General features: G+C 55.0%; 15 protein-coding genes. 5 read left to right on the top strand and 10 right to left on the bottom strand.

Annotated features, from left to right (window positions below; genetic code table 11):
• Positions 1 to 70 precede the first annotated feature (70 nt).
• Positions 71 to 958 carry a LysR family transcriptional regulator gene (locus JOE25_RS16720; RefSeq protein WP_209637051.1) on the top strand — a complete coding sequence of 296 codons (888 nt, stop codon included), beginning with the start codon at positions 71 to 73 and terminating at the stop codon, positions 956 to 958.
• A gap of 29 nt (positions 959 to 987) precedes the next feature.
• On the opposite strand, the gene JOE25_RS16715 is transcribed toward JOE25_RS16720, so the two are convergent.
• The 5 genes from JOE25_RS16715 to JOE25_RS16695 all read right to left on the bottom strand — a co-directional run bounded on the left by JOE25_RS16715 (position 988) and on the right by JOE25_RS16695 (position 6092).
• Positions 988 to 2637, bottom strand: coding sequence for a Na+/H+ antiporter (locus JOE25_RS16715; RefSeq protein ID WP_209637049.1), 1650 nt, complete (start codon positions 2635 to 2637; stop codon positions 988 to 990).
• A gap of 180 nt (positions 2638 to 2817) precedes the next feature.
• Entirely contained in the window at positions 2818 to 4179 is a 1362-nt protein-coding gene (locus JOE25_RS16710) for an NCS2 family permease (protein WP_209637047.1), read from the bottom strand.
• 349 nt (positions 4180 to 4528) lie between these two features.
• Positions 4529 to 4936 (bottom strand): VOC family protein, encoded by a 408-nt coding sequence (locus JOE25_RS16705; protein ID WP_209637045.1) that lies wholly within the window; start codon positions 4934 to 4936, stop codon positions 4529 to 4531.
• Between the two features lie 47 nt (positions 4937 to 4983).
• Positions 4984 to 5652 carry a glutathione S-transferase gene (locus tag JOE25_RS16700; protein ID WP_209637043.1) on the bottom strand — a complete coding sequence of 223 codons (669 nt, stop codon included), beginning with the start codon at positions 5650 to 5652 and terminating at the stop codon, positions 4984 to 4986.
• On the bottom strand, positions 5649 to 6092 hold the full coding sequence (locus JOE25_RS16695) for a lipocalin-like domain-containing protein (RefSeq protein ID WP_209637041.1): 444 nt from the start codon (positions 6090 to 6092) through the stop codon (positions 5649 to 5651). Before JOE25_RS16695 ends, JOE25_RS16700 begins: the two co-directional genes overlap by 4 nt.
• A gap of 211 nt (positions 6093 to 6303) precedes the next feature.
• Between JOE25_RS16695 and JOE25_RS16690 the strand changes: the two genes are divergently transcribed.
• The gene (locus tag JOE25_RS16690; RefSeq protein ID WP_209637039.1) at positions 6304 to 6564 is read left to right on the top strand and encodes a YdgH/BhsA/McbA-like domain containing protein; all 261 of its coding nucleotides are present in this window, start codon (positions 6304 to 6306) and stop codon (positions 6562 to 6564) included.
• 56 nt (positions 6565 to 6620) lie between these two features.
• Here the strand turns inward: JOE25_RS16690 and JOE25_RS16685 are convergent, their stop codons facing one another.
• Complete coding sequence (locus JOE25_RS16685) at positions 6621 to 7538, bottom strand: LysR family transcriptional regulator (RefSeq protein WP_209637037.1); 918 nt, start codon at positions 7536 to 7538, stop codon at positions 6621 to 6623.
• Positions 7539 to 7667: 129 nt separating this feature from the next.
• Here JOE25_RS16685 and JOE25_RS16680 point away from each other — a divergent pair, with 129 nt between their 5' ends.
• On the top strand, positions 7668 to 8417 hold the full coding sequence (locus JOE25_RS16680; protein WP_209637035.1) for a 3-oxoacyl-ACP reductase family protein: 750 nt from the start codon (positions 7668 to 7670) through the stop codon (positions 8415 to 8417).
• Positions 8418 to 8479: 62 nt separating this feature from the next.
• Here the strand turns inward: JOE25_RS16680 and ssb1 are convergent, their stop codons facing one another.
• Complete coding sequence (gene ssb1 / locus JOE25_RS16675) at positions 8480 to 9016, bottom strand: single-stranded DNA-binding protein SSB1 (protein ID WP_020837150.1); 537 nt, start codon at positions 9014 to 9016, stop codon at positions 8480 to 8482.
• A gap of 277 nt (positions 9017 to 9293) precedes the next feature.
• Here ssb1 and uvrA point away from each other — a divergent pair, with 277 nt between their 5' ends.
• Together uvrA and JOE25_RS16665 are read left to right on the top strand one after the other, a co-directional pair.
• Entirely contained in the window at positions 9294 to 12125 is a 2832-nt protein-coding gene (uvrA, locus tag JOE25_RS16670; RefSeq protein ID WP_209637033.1) for an excinuclease ABC subunit UvrA, read from the top strand.
• A gap of 221 nt (positions 12126 to 12346) precedes the next feature.
• Entirely contained in the window at positions 12347 to 13399 is a 1053-nt protein-coding gene (locus JOE25_RS16665; protein ID WP_209637031.1) for an NAD(P)-dependent alcohol dehydrogenase, read from the top strand.
• Between the two features lie 35 nt (positions 13400 to 13434).
• Here JOE25_RS16665 and maa read toward each other — a convergent pair whose 3' ends face one another.
• The 3 genes from maa to JOE25_RS16650 all read right to left on the bottom strand — a co-directional run bounded on the left by maa (position 13435) and on the right by JOE25_RS16650 (position 14936).
• Positions 13435 to 13992, bottom strand: a complete 558-nt coding sequence (gene maa, locus JOE25_RS16660) for a maltose O-acetyltransferase (protein WP_280921278.1) — start codon at positions 13990 to 13992, stop codon at positions 13435 to 13437.
• A gap of 169 nt (positions 13993 to 14161) precedes the next feature.
• Complete coding sequence (locus JOE25_RS16655) at positions 14162 to 14515, bottom strand: MmcQ/YjbR family DNA-binding protein (protein ID WP_209637029.1); 354 nt, start codon at positions 14513 to 14515, stop codon at positions 14162 to 14164.
• 4 nt (positions 14516 to 14519) lie between these two features.
• Complete coding sequence (locus tag JOE25_RS16650) at positions 14520 to 14936, bottom strand: secondary thiamine-phosphate synthase enzyme YjbQ (RefSeq protein WP_017894193.1); 417 nt, start codon at positions 14934 to 14936, stop codon at positions 14520 to 14522.
• Between the last annotated feature and the right edge of the window lie 40 nt (positions 14937 to 14976).

Raw genomic sequence — 14976 nt, 5'->3', positions numbered from 1 at the left:
ATTAAAATCATTAATATCATGCCATCAGGGAATAGTTTCCCGCCGGTATTGCCCCTGAGGAGAACCCAACGTGGATGTCCGCACTCTGCGCTACTTCGTGGAAGTCGTGCGCCAGCAAAGCTTTACCCGCGCAGCGGAAAAGCTGTTCGTCACACAACCAACCATCAGCAAAATGCTACGTAATCTGGAAGAGGAACTGGAGTGCACGTTGCTGATCCGTGAGGGGCGTAAACTGCATCTGACCGACAGCGGCCAGGCGGTATACCAGCGTGGGCTGGCAATCCTCGATGAATTTCGCCAGTTGGAGGCGGAGCTGGAAGACATCAGTTCCGTCAAAAAAGGCGTGCTGAGACTGGGTATCCCGCCGATGGTTGGTCGGCAGATCGCCGATTTGATCCGCCAGTTCCGCCAAACCTATCCCGGCATTGAGCTGAAAATTTCCGAGTTGGGTGGGTTATCGGTTGAGCAAGCCGTGATGTCGGGCGAGCTGGATTTGGCAATGACCATATTGCCGGTTGATACGGAACAGCCGCTGACGTTCTTGCCGCTCCTCGACCATCCGATGTGTGTCGTCACACCGCGCACCCCACACTGGCTTAATCGCACCAGTATTAATATCACCGAATTGGCCGAATGGCCGATCCTGATTTATAACGAAGACTTTTCACTGTACAAAATGTTGATGAAGGCTTTCCGTCAGGCGGGTTTTGAGCCACAAATTGCCGTGCGCAGCGGGCAGTGGGATTTCTTGGCTTCAATGGTTCAGGCCGGAGTCGGTATCGCCACCTTACCGGAGCCGGTTTGTCAGTGGCTGGATAAGGAAAACCTGATCTGGTTGCCCCTGGAGCCGCGTATGGAATGGAAGGTCGGATTGATCTGGCGTCAAGGCAGTTACCTGTCGCACAGCGCCCAGGCGTGGATCGCCTGCTGCCGCGACTACTGGCCACCCACCAAGTAAAAAGGGCCGCTTCCGCTGCCCGTTGGCGATTACCCTTCGCGCTCGATCAACAGCGCTTCCAGCAGGTCGAGATCGTGCAGCAGTTTTTGCAGCGTCTCATTGCTGATTTTCTGCGTGGCACGCAGATGGTACAACTCACCCCGCTCCGCACGCAGCGCCGTCAGGCGGAAGCGTCGTTCGAGGTTTTCCAGCATCAGCGCATTTTCGATATCGTCTTTGGTGGTGATACGCCGCCGCAGCGTTCCCACCACGCGCGAGCTAATCTCTTTCAACACCTGAGGATCAATGTTTTCTTCGGTATCAACGGCCAACCGTTCTTCCATTTTGTTGATACTTTCGATCGCCACTTCAGCCGCCATAGCAATCGCCATCCGTTCTTCACTCTTGCTGACGCTCTTGTCTGCCACCTGCACCCCGCGCAATAACAGCGGTAGCGCCATGACGCCAGCAATCAGCGAAAGCAAGATTACCCCGGCGGCAATAAACACAAGCTGGTAACGTGCCGGGAAGGCCGTACCATCACTCAACAGCAAGGGAATCGACAGCACACCGGCTAACGTAATCGCCCCACGCACTCCGGCGAAGGATGCCACCCAGAGTTCACGGGTACTGAAATCACCAAACTGCAACGGCCGTTTTTTCATAAAGCGGCGGCTGGCGTTTTTCATCAACCATAGCCAGGTGAAACGCAGCACCAGCAACGCGGCGTAGATAATGGCCACATCGGCAAACAGGTACCAGGTCTGAATGGTCGGATCCAGCTCTGCCTGCAAGATAGAGGTTTCCAGGATCCCCGGCAGTTGCAGGCCCAACATGATGAAGACCATGCCGTTAAACACAAACTCCAGCATCGCCCAAACGCTGTTGGCCCGCAGGCGCATCGCCAGCGGGGCGTTGCGGATCACGCCAGACTGGCTGATGGTCATCCCCGCAGCAACGGCGGCCAAGATGCCAGAAACGCCGATGTGTTCGGCAATCAAATACGAGGCGAAGGGTAATAACAGCAGGAACACGATTTGCGTCGCCGGGTCATCCCCACTCCAGCGGCTCATCACACGCAACGATTTACTGTAGAGCCAAGTGACGGCGACCCCAGCCAATAGGCCGCCAATCGCCACTTTGAGGAATTCGAGCGTCGCGCCCCCGACGGTAAACACCATGGTCCCCATCGCCACTGCAATCGCAAATTTGAGTGACACCAGGCCGGACGCATCATTCATCAGCGCCTCGCCTTCCAGCACGCCCATGATCGGCTTCGGTATCCGCCCTTTACCAACAATACCGGACAGCGCCACGGCATCGGTGGGTGACAATACGGCAGCCAGCGCAAACGCCGCCACCAGCGGGATACCCGGTACCATGGCGTAAATCAGGTAACCGACACCAACCACAGTAATCAACACCAGCACCAGCGCCAGGCCCAGGATTTCGCGTCCGTGGTGCAGGAATTCTCGCGTGGGGGTTTTCCAACCATCAGCAAACAGCAAGGGTGGAATAAACAATACCAGGAACAATTCAGGGTCGAAATCGACGTGTAACCCGAAATGCGGCCAGGCCAGCAGGGCCCCGATACCGATTTGCATTAACGGCAGTGGTACCTGGAACGGCAACATGCGCGTCACCACCCCTGACAGGGAGACCACCAAAATTAAAATGAGGATTGTAAAAAAGATTTCCATGCTTTCCTTAGACTCTAGGGTTCAGACTGCATCTCTGAGTATGCCCCGATAGTAGATCACTTTTTTTACAGCGGTTAAAGCTTGTTGTGCCTTTCAAATTGCAGCACAGACAGAAGGAGACTTATCTGAAGCGGAGATAAAACATCCCCCGCCGAATCGACGGGGGAAACGACAATGCGATTAAATCGCCCAGCCACCGGCATAGAACGCCACCAGGGCCACCGCGATCACAACAGTGCCAATATTCAGTCGGCGCCATTCGCCCGAGAAAATACGACCGATGACCAATGCGCTAAAGCCCAACATGATGCCGGTAACGATGTTACAGGTCAGTACGATAAATACCGCACACAGAAGGCCTGACATGGCATCAACAAAGTCGTTGAAGTCCAGTTTGGTCACGTTGCTCAACATCAGCAGGCCGACATACATCAGCGCAGGTGCGGTAGCATAAATCGGTACCAGATAAGACAACGGCGACAAGAACAAGATCAGCAGGAACAACAGGCCGACTACGGTCGCCGTCAGGCCGGTTTTGCCCCCCGCCGCAGTACCCGCAGCAGACTCGATATACACTGCAGCCGGGGCTGCACCTACCAAACCGGAAAAAATGCTGCTCAGGGAATCCGACGTCAATGCTTTGCCGCCGTTGATGATTTGCCCGTCTTTATCCAACAGGTTAGCCTGACCAGCCACCGCACGAATGGTCCCGGTCGCATCAAACACCGCGGTCATCACCAATGCCAACACGCTTGGCAATACCACAGGCTGCAATGCCCCCATGATATCAAGACTGAAGATCAATGATTTGCCGTTAGCATCCGTCAGGCTAGGCATCGCGAACAAGCCCTGATATTTCACCGCCGGGTCAAACAGCAGACCAATGATCGAAATGACAATGATCACCAGCAGAATGCCACCGGGCACACGCAGCTTTTCCAAGCCAAAAATCACCGCCAGCCCGAGCAAGGTCATCACAACCGGGAAGGACGTAAATGCGCCCAGCGCCACAGGCAAACCGTCCAGCGGGTTCTTCACCACCAGGCCCACACCGTTCGCGGCGATCAACAACAGGAACAGACCAATGCCAATTCCGGTACCATGCGCCACGCCCATCGGCAGATTACGCAGGATCCAGGCACGAATACCGGTTACCGAGATAATGGTAAAGAGTACGCCCATCAGGAATACCGCGCCCAGCGCCACTGGAATGCTGATGTGTTGCCCCAGCACCAGGCTGAAGGCGGTAAACGCGGTCAGTGAAATCGCACAACCGATAGCCATTGGCAAATTCGCCCACAGCCCCATCAGTAACGATCCAAGACCGGCGACCAAACAGGTCGCGACAAACACCGCCGTTGGCGGGAAACCCGCCTTGCCGAGCATGCTCGGTACGACGATCACCGAATAAACCATCGCCAGGAAGGTGGTTAACCCCGCCACCACTTCCTGACGTACGGTGCTGCCACGCGCAGAAATATTAAAATAACCATCAAGCCCGCCTTTTGGTTTAACGGCGTTGTTCGCTTGAGAATTCGACATGTTGCTGTCCCCTGTGTTTCATTGCCAGCCCGTTTCAAAAGGCTTGTTGTTCCGCCCACGCATGTTTATTACGGTATCGTTTCCGTCACGTTCGCGTCCTTGCCCTTTACGCATGCTGCCAACCGGCATCACATATAAGGCAAACGTTTAACTCCCATTGCGTGAAACGGGTGATTTATGGTGGTTTATTCAAGGCAAACGATTATCCAGCCTTCTACACTCTCTGATCAACCAAAGATCGCGGCAATTCATGCAAAAAGCCTGGGGAACTATCATTATCGAAAATACGGTTTTTGTCCCATAGGTAAATCCGATGGGAATGCCCCCCAAAAACGGGGGGCCGAAGCAGCTACTGCGCCCGCGCTGCATTTTCATCCATGTACATCAGTTCCCAGATATGCCCGTCAAGATCCTGGAAACCATGCCCATACATAAAGCCGTAATCTTGCGGTTGGTTATAAGTATTACCGCCGGCGGCGATCGCCTTACGCACCACATCGTCTACCGCTGCCCGATTAGGCTGCGACAAACATATCAGCACCTCAGTCGCCTTCCTGGCATCGCTAACCGGATTCGGGGTGAACATTTTGAATTTTTCGTGGGTAAGCAGCATCACATAAATGCTGTCGCTGACCACCATGCAGGCGGCGGTGTCATCGGTAAACTGTTGATTAAAGCCGAAGCCCAGCTGGGTGAAAAAAGCAACAGATGCGGGCAGATCGCCCACCGGCAGGTTAACAAAAATTTGCGTAGCCATGGGCTACCTCCGATGAAGAGTGACCTCATCGAGTATAGCCCATCGTCTTAACTCAGCAGGTCATAAGGTCCCCCCTGATCCAGAGCGCGCTGATAGGCTGGACGTGAATGAATACGCTGCAGATAACCACGCAATTTCGGGCAAGCGTCCAGTGCGCCGCGCGCCGCCATCGCTTCCAGCGGGAAGCTCATCTGGATATCCGCCGCGCTGAACTCATTACCGACAAACCAGGTATTTTTGCTCAGGTGTTGTTCCAGATAGTCGCAATGCGGCGCGATCTGTTTGTCCAGGTACTCACGCTGCACGCCTTTGCCAATCGCCCCCGCGATGGGCCTGAGCAGCCAGGGTATGGGTGGCTGACCCAAGCGGCTGAACACCAATTTCATCACCAGTAATGGCATTAGCGAACCTTCGGCATAATGCAGCCAGTATCGGTACTGCTGACGGGCATGGTAATCGGTGGGAATAAACTGCCCCTGCGCATCGTAGGCTTCCTGCAGGTATTCAATAATGGCACCGGATTCCGCCAGCGTCAGATCGCCATCGACAATCACCGGCGACTTGCCCAACGGATGGATCTTCTTCAAGGCTGGCGGCGCCAACATAGTCTGTGGATCACGTTCATAGCGCTGTACCTGATAGGGCACGTCCAACTCTTCCAAAAACCACAGAATACGCTGCGAACGCGAGTTGTTCAGATGGTGAACAATGATCATGAGGACGCTCCTATCCGTTGCCACACCAATTCGCCGATCTGCACGCCGTTACCAAGCTGCAGCGGTACCGTACGCAGTTGGAGACGATCGCCGGAGAAATGATAAAAGCGCTCCTGCCGGCTACCGATCCAATTGGGGAACGAGCTGCCTTCAACCTGATGCACTACCCGCTGGTCGCTCTCATCCACCTGATAGCGACCAAAATAACAAATCATATTGATAAAGGCGGCGTGGGTTTCCTGGTCAGTGCCCTGCGCCAGATCGTCGGCGACAAAGCATGGCCGGGTAGCGCTATATAGCTGCGCCGCCATGGTGCCATTGGGCTCGTAGTTAATGCGACCCAGCACCTGCTCGCCCAGCGGGTGATTGACCCTGCCGTCCTCCCCTTTGAAGACAGAAGACACCAATGACCAGCTGCCAATAAACGCGTTGACTGACATGCCATTTACTCCTCTAAGGTTCCTGCTTACTCAAAGGGTAGTGGCGATTTTTCCGGTACGCCAGCGCAAGTCGCGCCGCTCAGAAATAAGTCAATTTATTTGATAGAGATTATCAAAACTCTCCGATTTTCTATTCAGCCGCGTCAGCCTATTATCTAACACATCGAGAGACGACAACCTCTCAACCCTAAAATACCCTGAGGAATGAATCATGAAAAACATCAAAATTTTTGCTACTGCTCTACTGCTGACTACCGCTTCTTTCGCTAGCGTTGCCGCTGACCAACTGACCAGTCAACCTGCTGCCGACGCCCAGAAAATCGGTGTCGTATCCGTTAGCGGTGCCTCTAACCTGAGTGCATTGGAAAGCGAATTGGCTAGCAAAGCTGCAGCGTCAGGTGCCAGCTCTTATCGCATCATTGCTGCCGGCGGCCAGAACAAACTTTACGGTACCGCAGAGATTTTCAACTGATCGTCAGACAGTTAACTGACGGAAGAAAGAAGCCCCGAAAGGGGCTTTTCTCGTTTCTAGCGGGCGTCAAAACGGGCGGCCAGCTTCTGCTGTCGGAATTGTTCGGTAATGTAATCGACGAACACTCGGGTTTTGGTTGGCAAGAACTTGGTGGTAGGGAAGTACAGGCACAGGCTACCGCGGTCGACATACCAACCTGGCAACACCCGCATCAAGCGGCCACTTTCCAGAAAGGGCAAGGCATTTGGCATACTGATGAGTGCAATACCCAGCCCCATTTCCGCCGCCCGGGCCGCCGCTTCTGGCTCATTCACCGTCATTTTTATTGCCATAGCCGGTACGCGTTGCTCGTTATCTGCATTTCGCAACGGCAAGTTGCGAATTCGCCCTGTTTGCGGCGAACGGATAAAAATACCCGCATGTTCCGCTAACTGCTCTGGCTGCTGAAGTCTCGGGTGCCGCTGCAGATACTCGGCAGAAGCGACCAGGACGCCGTGTGCGGGCGCCAGTTCACGGGCGATCATCCCCTGTGGCAGCTCGATGCCTCCACCCATTGCCACATCGAAATGCTCACCGATCAGGTCCACCTGACGATTATCAAAATGCCAGTCTGGAACAATCGACGGATAACGGGCGAGAAAGTCCGGCAACAGTGGCAGCACAAAATGCAGACCAAAGGCGGTGCCCATACTGACCTTCAACGTCCCAACGGCGACCCCACCACTGCTGCTCACCCCTTTCAATGCACATTGGATCGACAGTAAACCGCTGCGAACGTCCTGCAAAAAACGTTCACCCTCTTCGGTCAGGGTCAATTTGCGTGTATTACGCTGAAACAGCCGCACGCCCACCAGCGTTTCCAGTTTGGTAACGTTCTTCCCCACCGCGGCAGAGCTGATACCCAGCTTGCGGCCAGCAGCGGAAAAACTGCCACTCTCTGCACTGCTGACAAAACATTCCAGATGACCAAGCATGGTTTTCCCGCTGATTTCAAACCTATGGTTTACTCTGATTATAGCTCTTTTGGGCTAGTTACCGATCCGCGCTTCTCCGATACTGAACCGGTAGATTCTTTAACCTCATCCCCACTTTGGAGAAACATCATGTCCGCAACTCTCTCTTTGAAAGGCAAAGTCGCATTCGTTCAGGGCGGTTCACGTGGCATTGGTGCCGCCATTGCCAAACGTCTGGCGCGCGAAGGCGCCGCCGTCGCATTAACCTACGTAGCCTCTGCTGATAAAGCCGATGCGGTGGTCAATGACATCATTTCCGCCGGAGGCAAAGCCCTGGCCATCAAGGCTGATAGCGCCGACGCTGCCGCACTGCAACAAGCGGTACGCCAGGCCGTAAATAGCTTCGGCAATCTGGATATTCTGGTGAATAACGCCGGCGTGCTGGCGATGGGCAGCACCGAAGAACTGCCGCTGGAAGATCTTGATCGCACTCTGGCAGTTAACGTACGCAGCGTGTTTGTCGCCAGCCAGGAAGCCGCCCGCCATATGAATGACGGCGGCCGCATCATCAATATTGGCAGCACCAATGCTGAACGTATGCCTTTTGCCGGCGGCGCAGTCTATGCCATGAGCAAATCTGCGCTGGTCGGCCTGACCAAAGGTATGGCACGCGATCTCGGCCCGCGCGGTATCACCGTCAATAACGTTCAGCCCGGCCCTGTAGATACTGATATGAACCCGGCCAACGGTGATTTCGCCGAGCAGTTGAAAGCGATGATGGCGATCAGCCGTTATGGTAAAGATGAAGAGATCGCCAGTTTCGTCGCTTACCTCGCCGGCCCTGAAGCGGGATATATCACCGGCGCCAGCCTGAGCATTGACGGCGGCTTCTCGGCTTAATCTTTCTCAGAAAAGCAAAAAGCCCCTTTCGGGGCTTTTTTATTGGCTTCAGGCAACGGATATCAGAAAGGAATATCGTCGTCGAAGTCCATTGGTGGTTCGTTGCTGCTGGCAGCCGGTGCATTGTTCTGCGCTGGACGAGCTTGCTGACCACCGCTGAACTGGTTGCCACCCTGTGGCTGCTGAGGTTGGCCCCAACCGCCCTGGCCACCGGAAGCCTGGCCGCCGCCTGCTGGAGCACCGCCGCCTTGACGGCCGCCCAGCATCTGCATGGTGCCACCAACGTTAACCACAACTTCGGTGGTGTATTTTTCTACGCCAGCCTGATCGGTCCATTTACGGGTCTGCAGAGCGCCCTCGATGTACACCTGGGAACCTTTACGCAGATATTCGCCCGCCACTTCAGCCAGCTTGCCGAACAACACAACACGGTGCCACTCGGTCTTTTCTTTCTGCTCGCCAGTTGCCTTGTCACGCCAGCTTTCGGAGGTTGCCAGGGTAATGTTGGCCACTGCACCGCCATTCGGCATGTAACGGACTTCCGGGTCTTGGCCCAGATTCCCGACCAGAATTACTTTGTTTACGCCTCTGCTGGCCATGAGAACTCTCCTGATGATTGATTTTTACACAGTATAAACGAGTAAGTTTAACACGCTCAGCCTGAAACGACACCCGTGTTGATTACTGCGTCTTGTATTCCAGAATTGTCCTTTCGATCGACTTGCTTGCATTCATGTACTGGATATTCATTCAGGTTTTTTTGTGTCATAATTATGCGTTTCGTACTGGCTGTGCCGGTTTTTTGCGCGTTCGATCACAAAACAACCTGTAAATAACCCAGACAGGCGCGGTGTATCATCAAGACGGGAAGTGTAAATGGATAATATCGAAGTTCGTGGTGCTCGAACCCATAATCTCAAAAACATCAACCTGATTATCCCGCGTGACAAGCTGATCGTCGTCACCGGCTTGTCCGGTTCAGGCAAGTCCTCGCTGGCCTTTGATACTCTGTATGCTGAAGGGCAGCGTCGCTATGTAGAATCGCTCTCCGCCTATGCACGCCAGTTCCTTTCGCTGATGGAAAAACCGGACGTCGACCACATTGAAGGTCTGTCACCGGCGATCTCCATCGAGCAGAAATCGACCTCGCATAACCCACGATCCACGGTCGGTACCATCACCGAGATCCACGATTATCTGCGCCTGTTGTTTGCCCGCGTCGGCGAACCACGCTGTCCGGAACACCATGTACCGCTGGCGGCGCAAACTGTCAGCCAAATGGTGGACAACGTACTCAACCAGCCGGAAGGCAAACGCCTGATGCTGCTGGCGCCGGTCGTGAAAGACCGCAAGGGCGAGCACACCAAAACGTTGGAAAACCTGGCGAGCCAGGGCTACATCCGTGCCCGTATCGACGGTGAGGTGTGCGATCTGTCCGATCCGCCTAAGCTGGAATTACAGAAGAAACACACCATCGAAGTGGTCGTTGATCGCTTTAAAGTGCGTGACGATCTGTCTCAGCGTTTGGCAGAGTCGTTCGAGACGGCGCTGGAGCTGTCCGGCGGTACCGCAGTGGTCGCCGATATGGACGACGAGAAAGCGGATGAGCTGCTGTTCTCCGCCAACTTTGCCTGCCCAATCTGCGGTTACAGCATGCGCGAACTGGAACCCCGTCTGTTCTCGTTCAACAACCCAGCCGGTGCCTGTCCGACCTGTGATGGTCTGGGTGTACAGCAGTTCTTCGACCCGGAGCGCGTGGTGCAAAACCCCGAGCTTTCGTTGGCCGGTGGCGCAATCCGCGGCTGGGATCGCCGTAATTTCTATTACTTCCAGATGTTGCGCTCATTGGCAGAACATTACGCGTTCGACGTTGAAGCCCCCTTCAACAGCCTGGACGCCAACGTGCAAAAAGCAGTACTCAGCGGTTCCGGCAAAGAGTCGATCGAATTCAAATACATTAACGATCGCGGGGATACCACCGTGCGCCGCCATCCGTTCGAAGGCGTACTGCACAACATGGAACGCCGCTATAAAGAGACCGAGTCGAGCGCAGTCCGTGAAGAGCTGGCGAAGTTCATCAGCAACCGTCCTTGCGCCTCCTGCCACGGCACCCGTTTGCGCGAAGAAGCACGTAACGTGTTCGTTGAAGACACGACGCTGCCGGAAATCTCCGATCTCAGCATCGGTCACGCGATGACGTTCTTCCAGAACATGAAGCTCAGCGGTCAACGTGCCCAAATCGCTGAGAAAGTCCTGAAAGAAATTGGCGACCGCCTGAAGTTCCTGGTGAATGTCGGCCTGAATTACCTGTCGCTGTCACGCTCGGCAGAAACATTGTCCGGTGGCGAAGCACAGCGTATCCGTCTGGCCAGCCAGATTGGTGCTGGCCTGGTGGGCGTAATGTACGTACTGGATGAACCCTCGATTGGCCTGCACCAGCGCGACAATGAACGCCTGTTGGAAACCCTTATCCACCTGCGTAACCTCGGCAATACGGTGATCGTGGTAGAACACGATGAAGACGCCATCCGCGCCGCGGATCACGTGATCGATATCGGCCCCGGAGCCGGTGTTCACGGTGGCCAGGTCGTGGCAGAAGGCACCGTCGAGGACATCATGGCACAGCCGGAATCACTGACTGGCCAGTTCCTCAGTGGCAAACGTGAGATTGCCATTCCGGAACAACGCGTCCCCGCCGATCCAACCAAGGTGCTGAAGCTGAGCGGCGCACGGGGTAACAACCTGAAAGACGTGACGTTGACACTGCCGGTGGGACTGTTTACCTGCATTACCGGGGTTTCTGGCTCCGGCAAATCAACGCTGATCAACGACACGCTGTTCCCGATCGCGCAACGCCAACTCAACGGCGCCACCATTGCCGAACCGGCTCCCTTCCGTGACGTCAACGGTCTGGAGCATTTCGACAAGGTTATCGATATCGATCAAAGCCCGATCGGCCGTACGCCACGTTCCAACCCGGCAACCTACACCGGTATCTTTACCCCGGTACGTGAACTGTTCGCCGGCGTGCCGGAATCACGCAGCCGCGGCTACAACCCTGGCCGTTTCAGCTTTAACGTTAAGGGTGGCCGTTGCGAAGCCTGCCAGGGCGACGGTGTGATCAAGGTCGAAATGCACTTCCTGCCGGATATTTATGTGCCGTGCGACCAGTGCAAAGGCAAACGCTATAACCGTGAAACGCTGGAAGTGAAGTACAAAGGCAAAAGCATCCACGAAGTGCTGGAGATGACCATCGAAGAAGCGCGCGATTTCTTCGATGCCGTACCGGCATTGGCGCGTAAGCTGCAAACCTTGATGGAAGTCGGCCTGTCGTATATTCGTCTTGGTCAGTCAGCGACCACGTTGTCCGGCGGTGAGGCACAGCGCGTCAAACTGGCGCGTGAACTGTCCAAACGCGGCACCGGCCAAACGCTGTATATTCTGGATGAACCTACAACCGGTTTACACTTCGCCGATATTCAGCAACTGCTGGCGGTGCTGCATCAATTGCGCGATCAGGGCAATACCATCGTGGTCATTGAACACAACCTGGACGTGATTAAAACTGCGGACTGGATTGTCGACCTGGGGCCGGAAGGCGGCAGCGGCGGCGGTGAAATCCTGGTTGCCGGTACACCAGAAACCGTGGCCAACTGCGAAGCGTCGCATACCGCGCGTTTCCTCAAGCCATTACTGAAGAAGAAGTAACCCTGCCCGGCGGGCCGTTCCTGTGACGGCCCGCGCTATTACCCGTTTCGGTAAAATTGAACAGAAACAGGCAAGATTTAGACATTTTCAGGCATTTCCCTCCTCGCTCACCGCTTTTATCATCAATGTTCCCTCTGTGGCCCCTTGATATACTCAGGCCGCGTCTCACCGGCATCCGCTGCCGGAAACTGTTCTCCCACTCATTGATGACTGGAGTTACCATGAACATTACGCATGCCTATGCCGCGCACGACGCCAAGTCAGCGCTAGTTCCTTTTGATTACACACCGCGCACCCTGCGCGACCACGATGTGCAAATCAACGTTCTGTTCTGTGGCGTCTGCCATTCTGATTTGCATCAGGCCCGCAACGAATGGAGCAATACACTTTTCCCGGTAGTGCCCGGTCACGAAATCGTAGGTCGAGTGAGCGCCGTAGGCAGCCACGTTTCACGTTATAAGATCGGCGACTTGGTTGGCGTTGGCTGTATGGTGGATTCCTGCCGCAGTTGTCCGAGCTGTGACGAAGGGCTGGAGCAATACTGTGAGAACGGCTTTACCGGCACCTATAACGGACAGGATCGACAAACCGGCGCCACCACCTACGGCGGCTACTCAACCGATATGGTGGTAGATCAGGACTTCGTGCTGCGCGTACCGGAAAACCTCGATCCTGCCGGAGTGGCCCCGTTGCTGTGTGCGGGTATCACCACCTATTCCCCACTGCGCCAATGGGGCGCCGGGCCGGGTAAAAAGGTGGGGATCGTTGGCCTCGGCGGGCTGGGGCATATGGGCGTCAAATTGGCCCGGGCAATGGGGGCGCATGTGGTGTTGTTCACCACTTCCACATCTAAAGTCGAGGACGCCAAACGCCTTGGCGCGCATGAAGTGGTGATCTCACGCAATCCGGACGAGATGGCCCAACACACCAACAGCTTCGACTTTATACTCAATACGGTCGCAGCCCAGCACGATCTGAACCCGTTCCTTAACCTGCTGCGCCGCGACGGTACCCTGACGCTGGTCGGCGCACCAGAACACGACCATCCGTCACCGCAGGTGTTCAATTTGATCATGAAGCGCCGCCGTATCGCCGGTTCGCTGATCGGCGGCATTGCGGAGACTCAGGAAATGCTGGATTTTTGCGGCCAACATGGCATTACCTCGGATATTGAGCTGATCCCGATGCAGCAAATCAACCAGGCCTTCGAGCGGATGCTGAAAAGCGACGTGAAATACCGTTTCGTGGTGGACATCAATTCACTGCGCGGCTAAGCACTTCGGGCGCCCACTGTGGCGCCCGATTTTTCCTACAGTTGTTTAATGATTCGCACCGGGTTGCCACCGACCACACAGTTGGCTGGCACATCTTTAGTCACCACCGCACCGGAAGCCACCACCACGTTATCCCCCAGCGTAACGCCCGGATTTATCACTGCCCGACCACCGATCCACACGTTATCACCAATATGCACCGGTTTGCCAAACTCTGCCCCGCCGACACGGGTTTCTGCGTCCAATGGATGGGTAGCGGTGTAAATATGGACGCCCGGTGCCAACATGCAGTTATCACCGATATGCACTTCGCACACGTCAAGGATCACGCAATCAAAATTAGCGTAGAAGTTTTTGCCCAGATAAATGTTGTAGCCGTAATCACAGCGAAACGTCGGTTCGAGGGTTCCGCCCTGATATTGACCCAGAAGCTCCACCAACCATTGTTTACGCAATGCCCCCTCATCCGGAGATGAGTGGTTATAATGGTGTACCAACTGGCGCGCGCGCTTGCGCTCGCTGCGGAGTAACTCGTCACCAGCGTCGTACAATTCACCCGCAATCATCTTGCGTTTTTCTTCACTCATGGCCATGTCATGACATCCTTTCGTCTTACGGCTTATTGATTAATGAAGCCTAGTCGTTTCAATCAAACATTAAAAAGGGAACGTTCCCATAATCAAGCTGACTTCACAATTTGGAAGATTAACTGAAGGAAGGGTGAAGATCGTAAAAGGCAGGTCTGTACCTGCCCCTTAAGATTCAAGCGCGCAGTTCTTGGCGTACGTGCTCAGGTAATCCCTGCAACACCAACTGATACGAGCTGTCGATCAAGCTATAGAACTGAGAGTTCGGCAGGTTGCCGTCGAGAAACACGGTATTCCAATGGGCCTTATTCAACCGCTCGCAGGCCACGATCTCTGGATGGTGTTCCCGCAGGCTTTCCGCCAGCTCCGGGCTGGACTTTACCGCCAGTGCCGGCCGCCCCTGCACCTCGCACACCATGGCAAACATCACGTCACCAACCTTGATCTGACTTGCCTGCCACTGGTTCTGGTCGCTCTGTTCCGCGCCCGGCTTCGCCATGCAGTATTCCAGCAGTGCTGTGTTATTCATTGGGTTATTCCCCCTGTAAAGTGGCCACAACCCGGCGTGAACCGCCGTGGATGCGGTGCTCCCCCAGCCAAATTCCTTGCCATGTGCCCAGCATCAGTCGCCCGTGACCGACAGGCAGCGTCAAGGACGTGCCCAACAGAGAGGATTTGATGTGCGCCGGCATATCGTCCGGCCCTTCATAGTCATGTTGGTAGGGTGCGTTCTCTGGCACCTGACGCAGGAAATGCTGCTCCATATCGGCTCGCACCGTAGGATCACAGTTCTCGTTCAGCGTCAGCGAAGCCGAGGTATGCTGCAACAACAGATGCAGCAGGCCAGTTTGCAGGCGGTGTAAGTGGGTTAGCTGGTCGGTAATTTCTTCAGTAACCAGATGAAAACCACGCGCTTTTGCGCTGAGGATTAGCGTTTGCTGATGCCACATAAGTGAGCGCCCCTCAATCAGTATATTCTCTCTCCAGTTT

The sequence above is a fragment of the Serratia sp. PL17 genome, from assembly GCF_017832355.1.
Classification (GTDB): domain Bacteria; phylum Pseudomonadota; class Gammaproteobacteria; order Enterobacterales; family Enterobacteriaceae; genus Serratia.
Note: the sequence above shows the minus strand (reverse complement) of the source record. Positions and strands in the feature narration are given on the sequence as shown.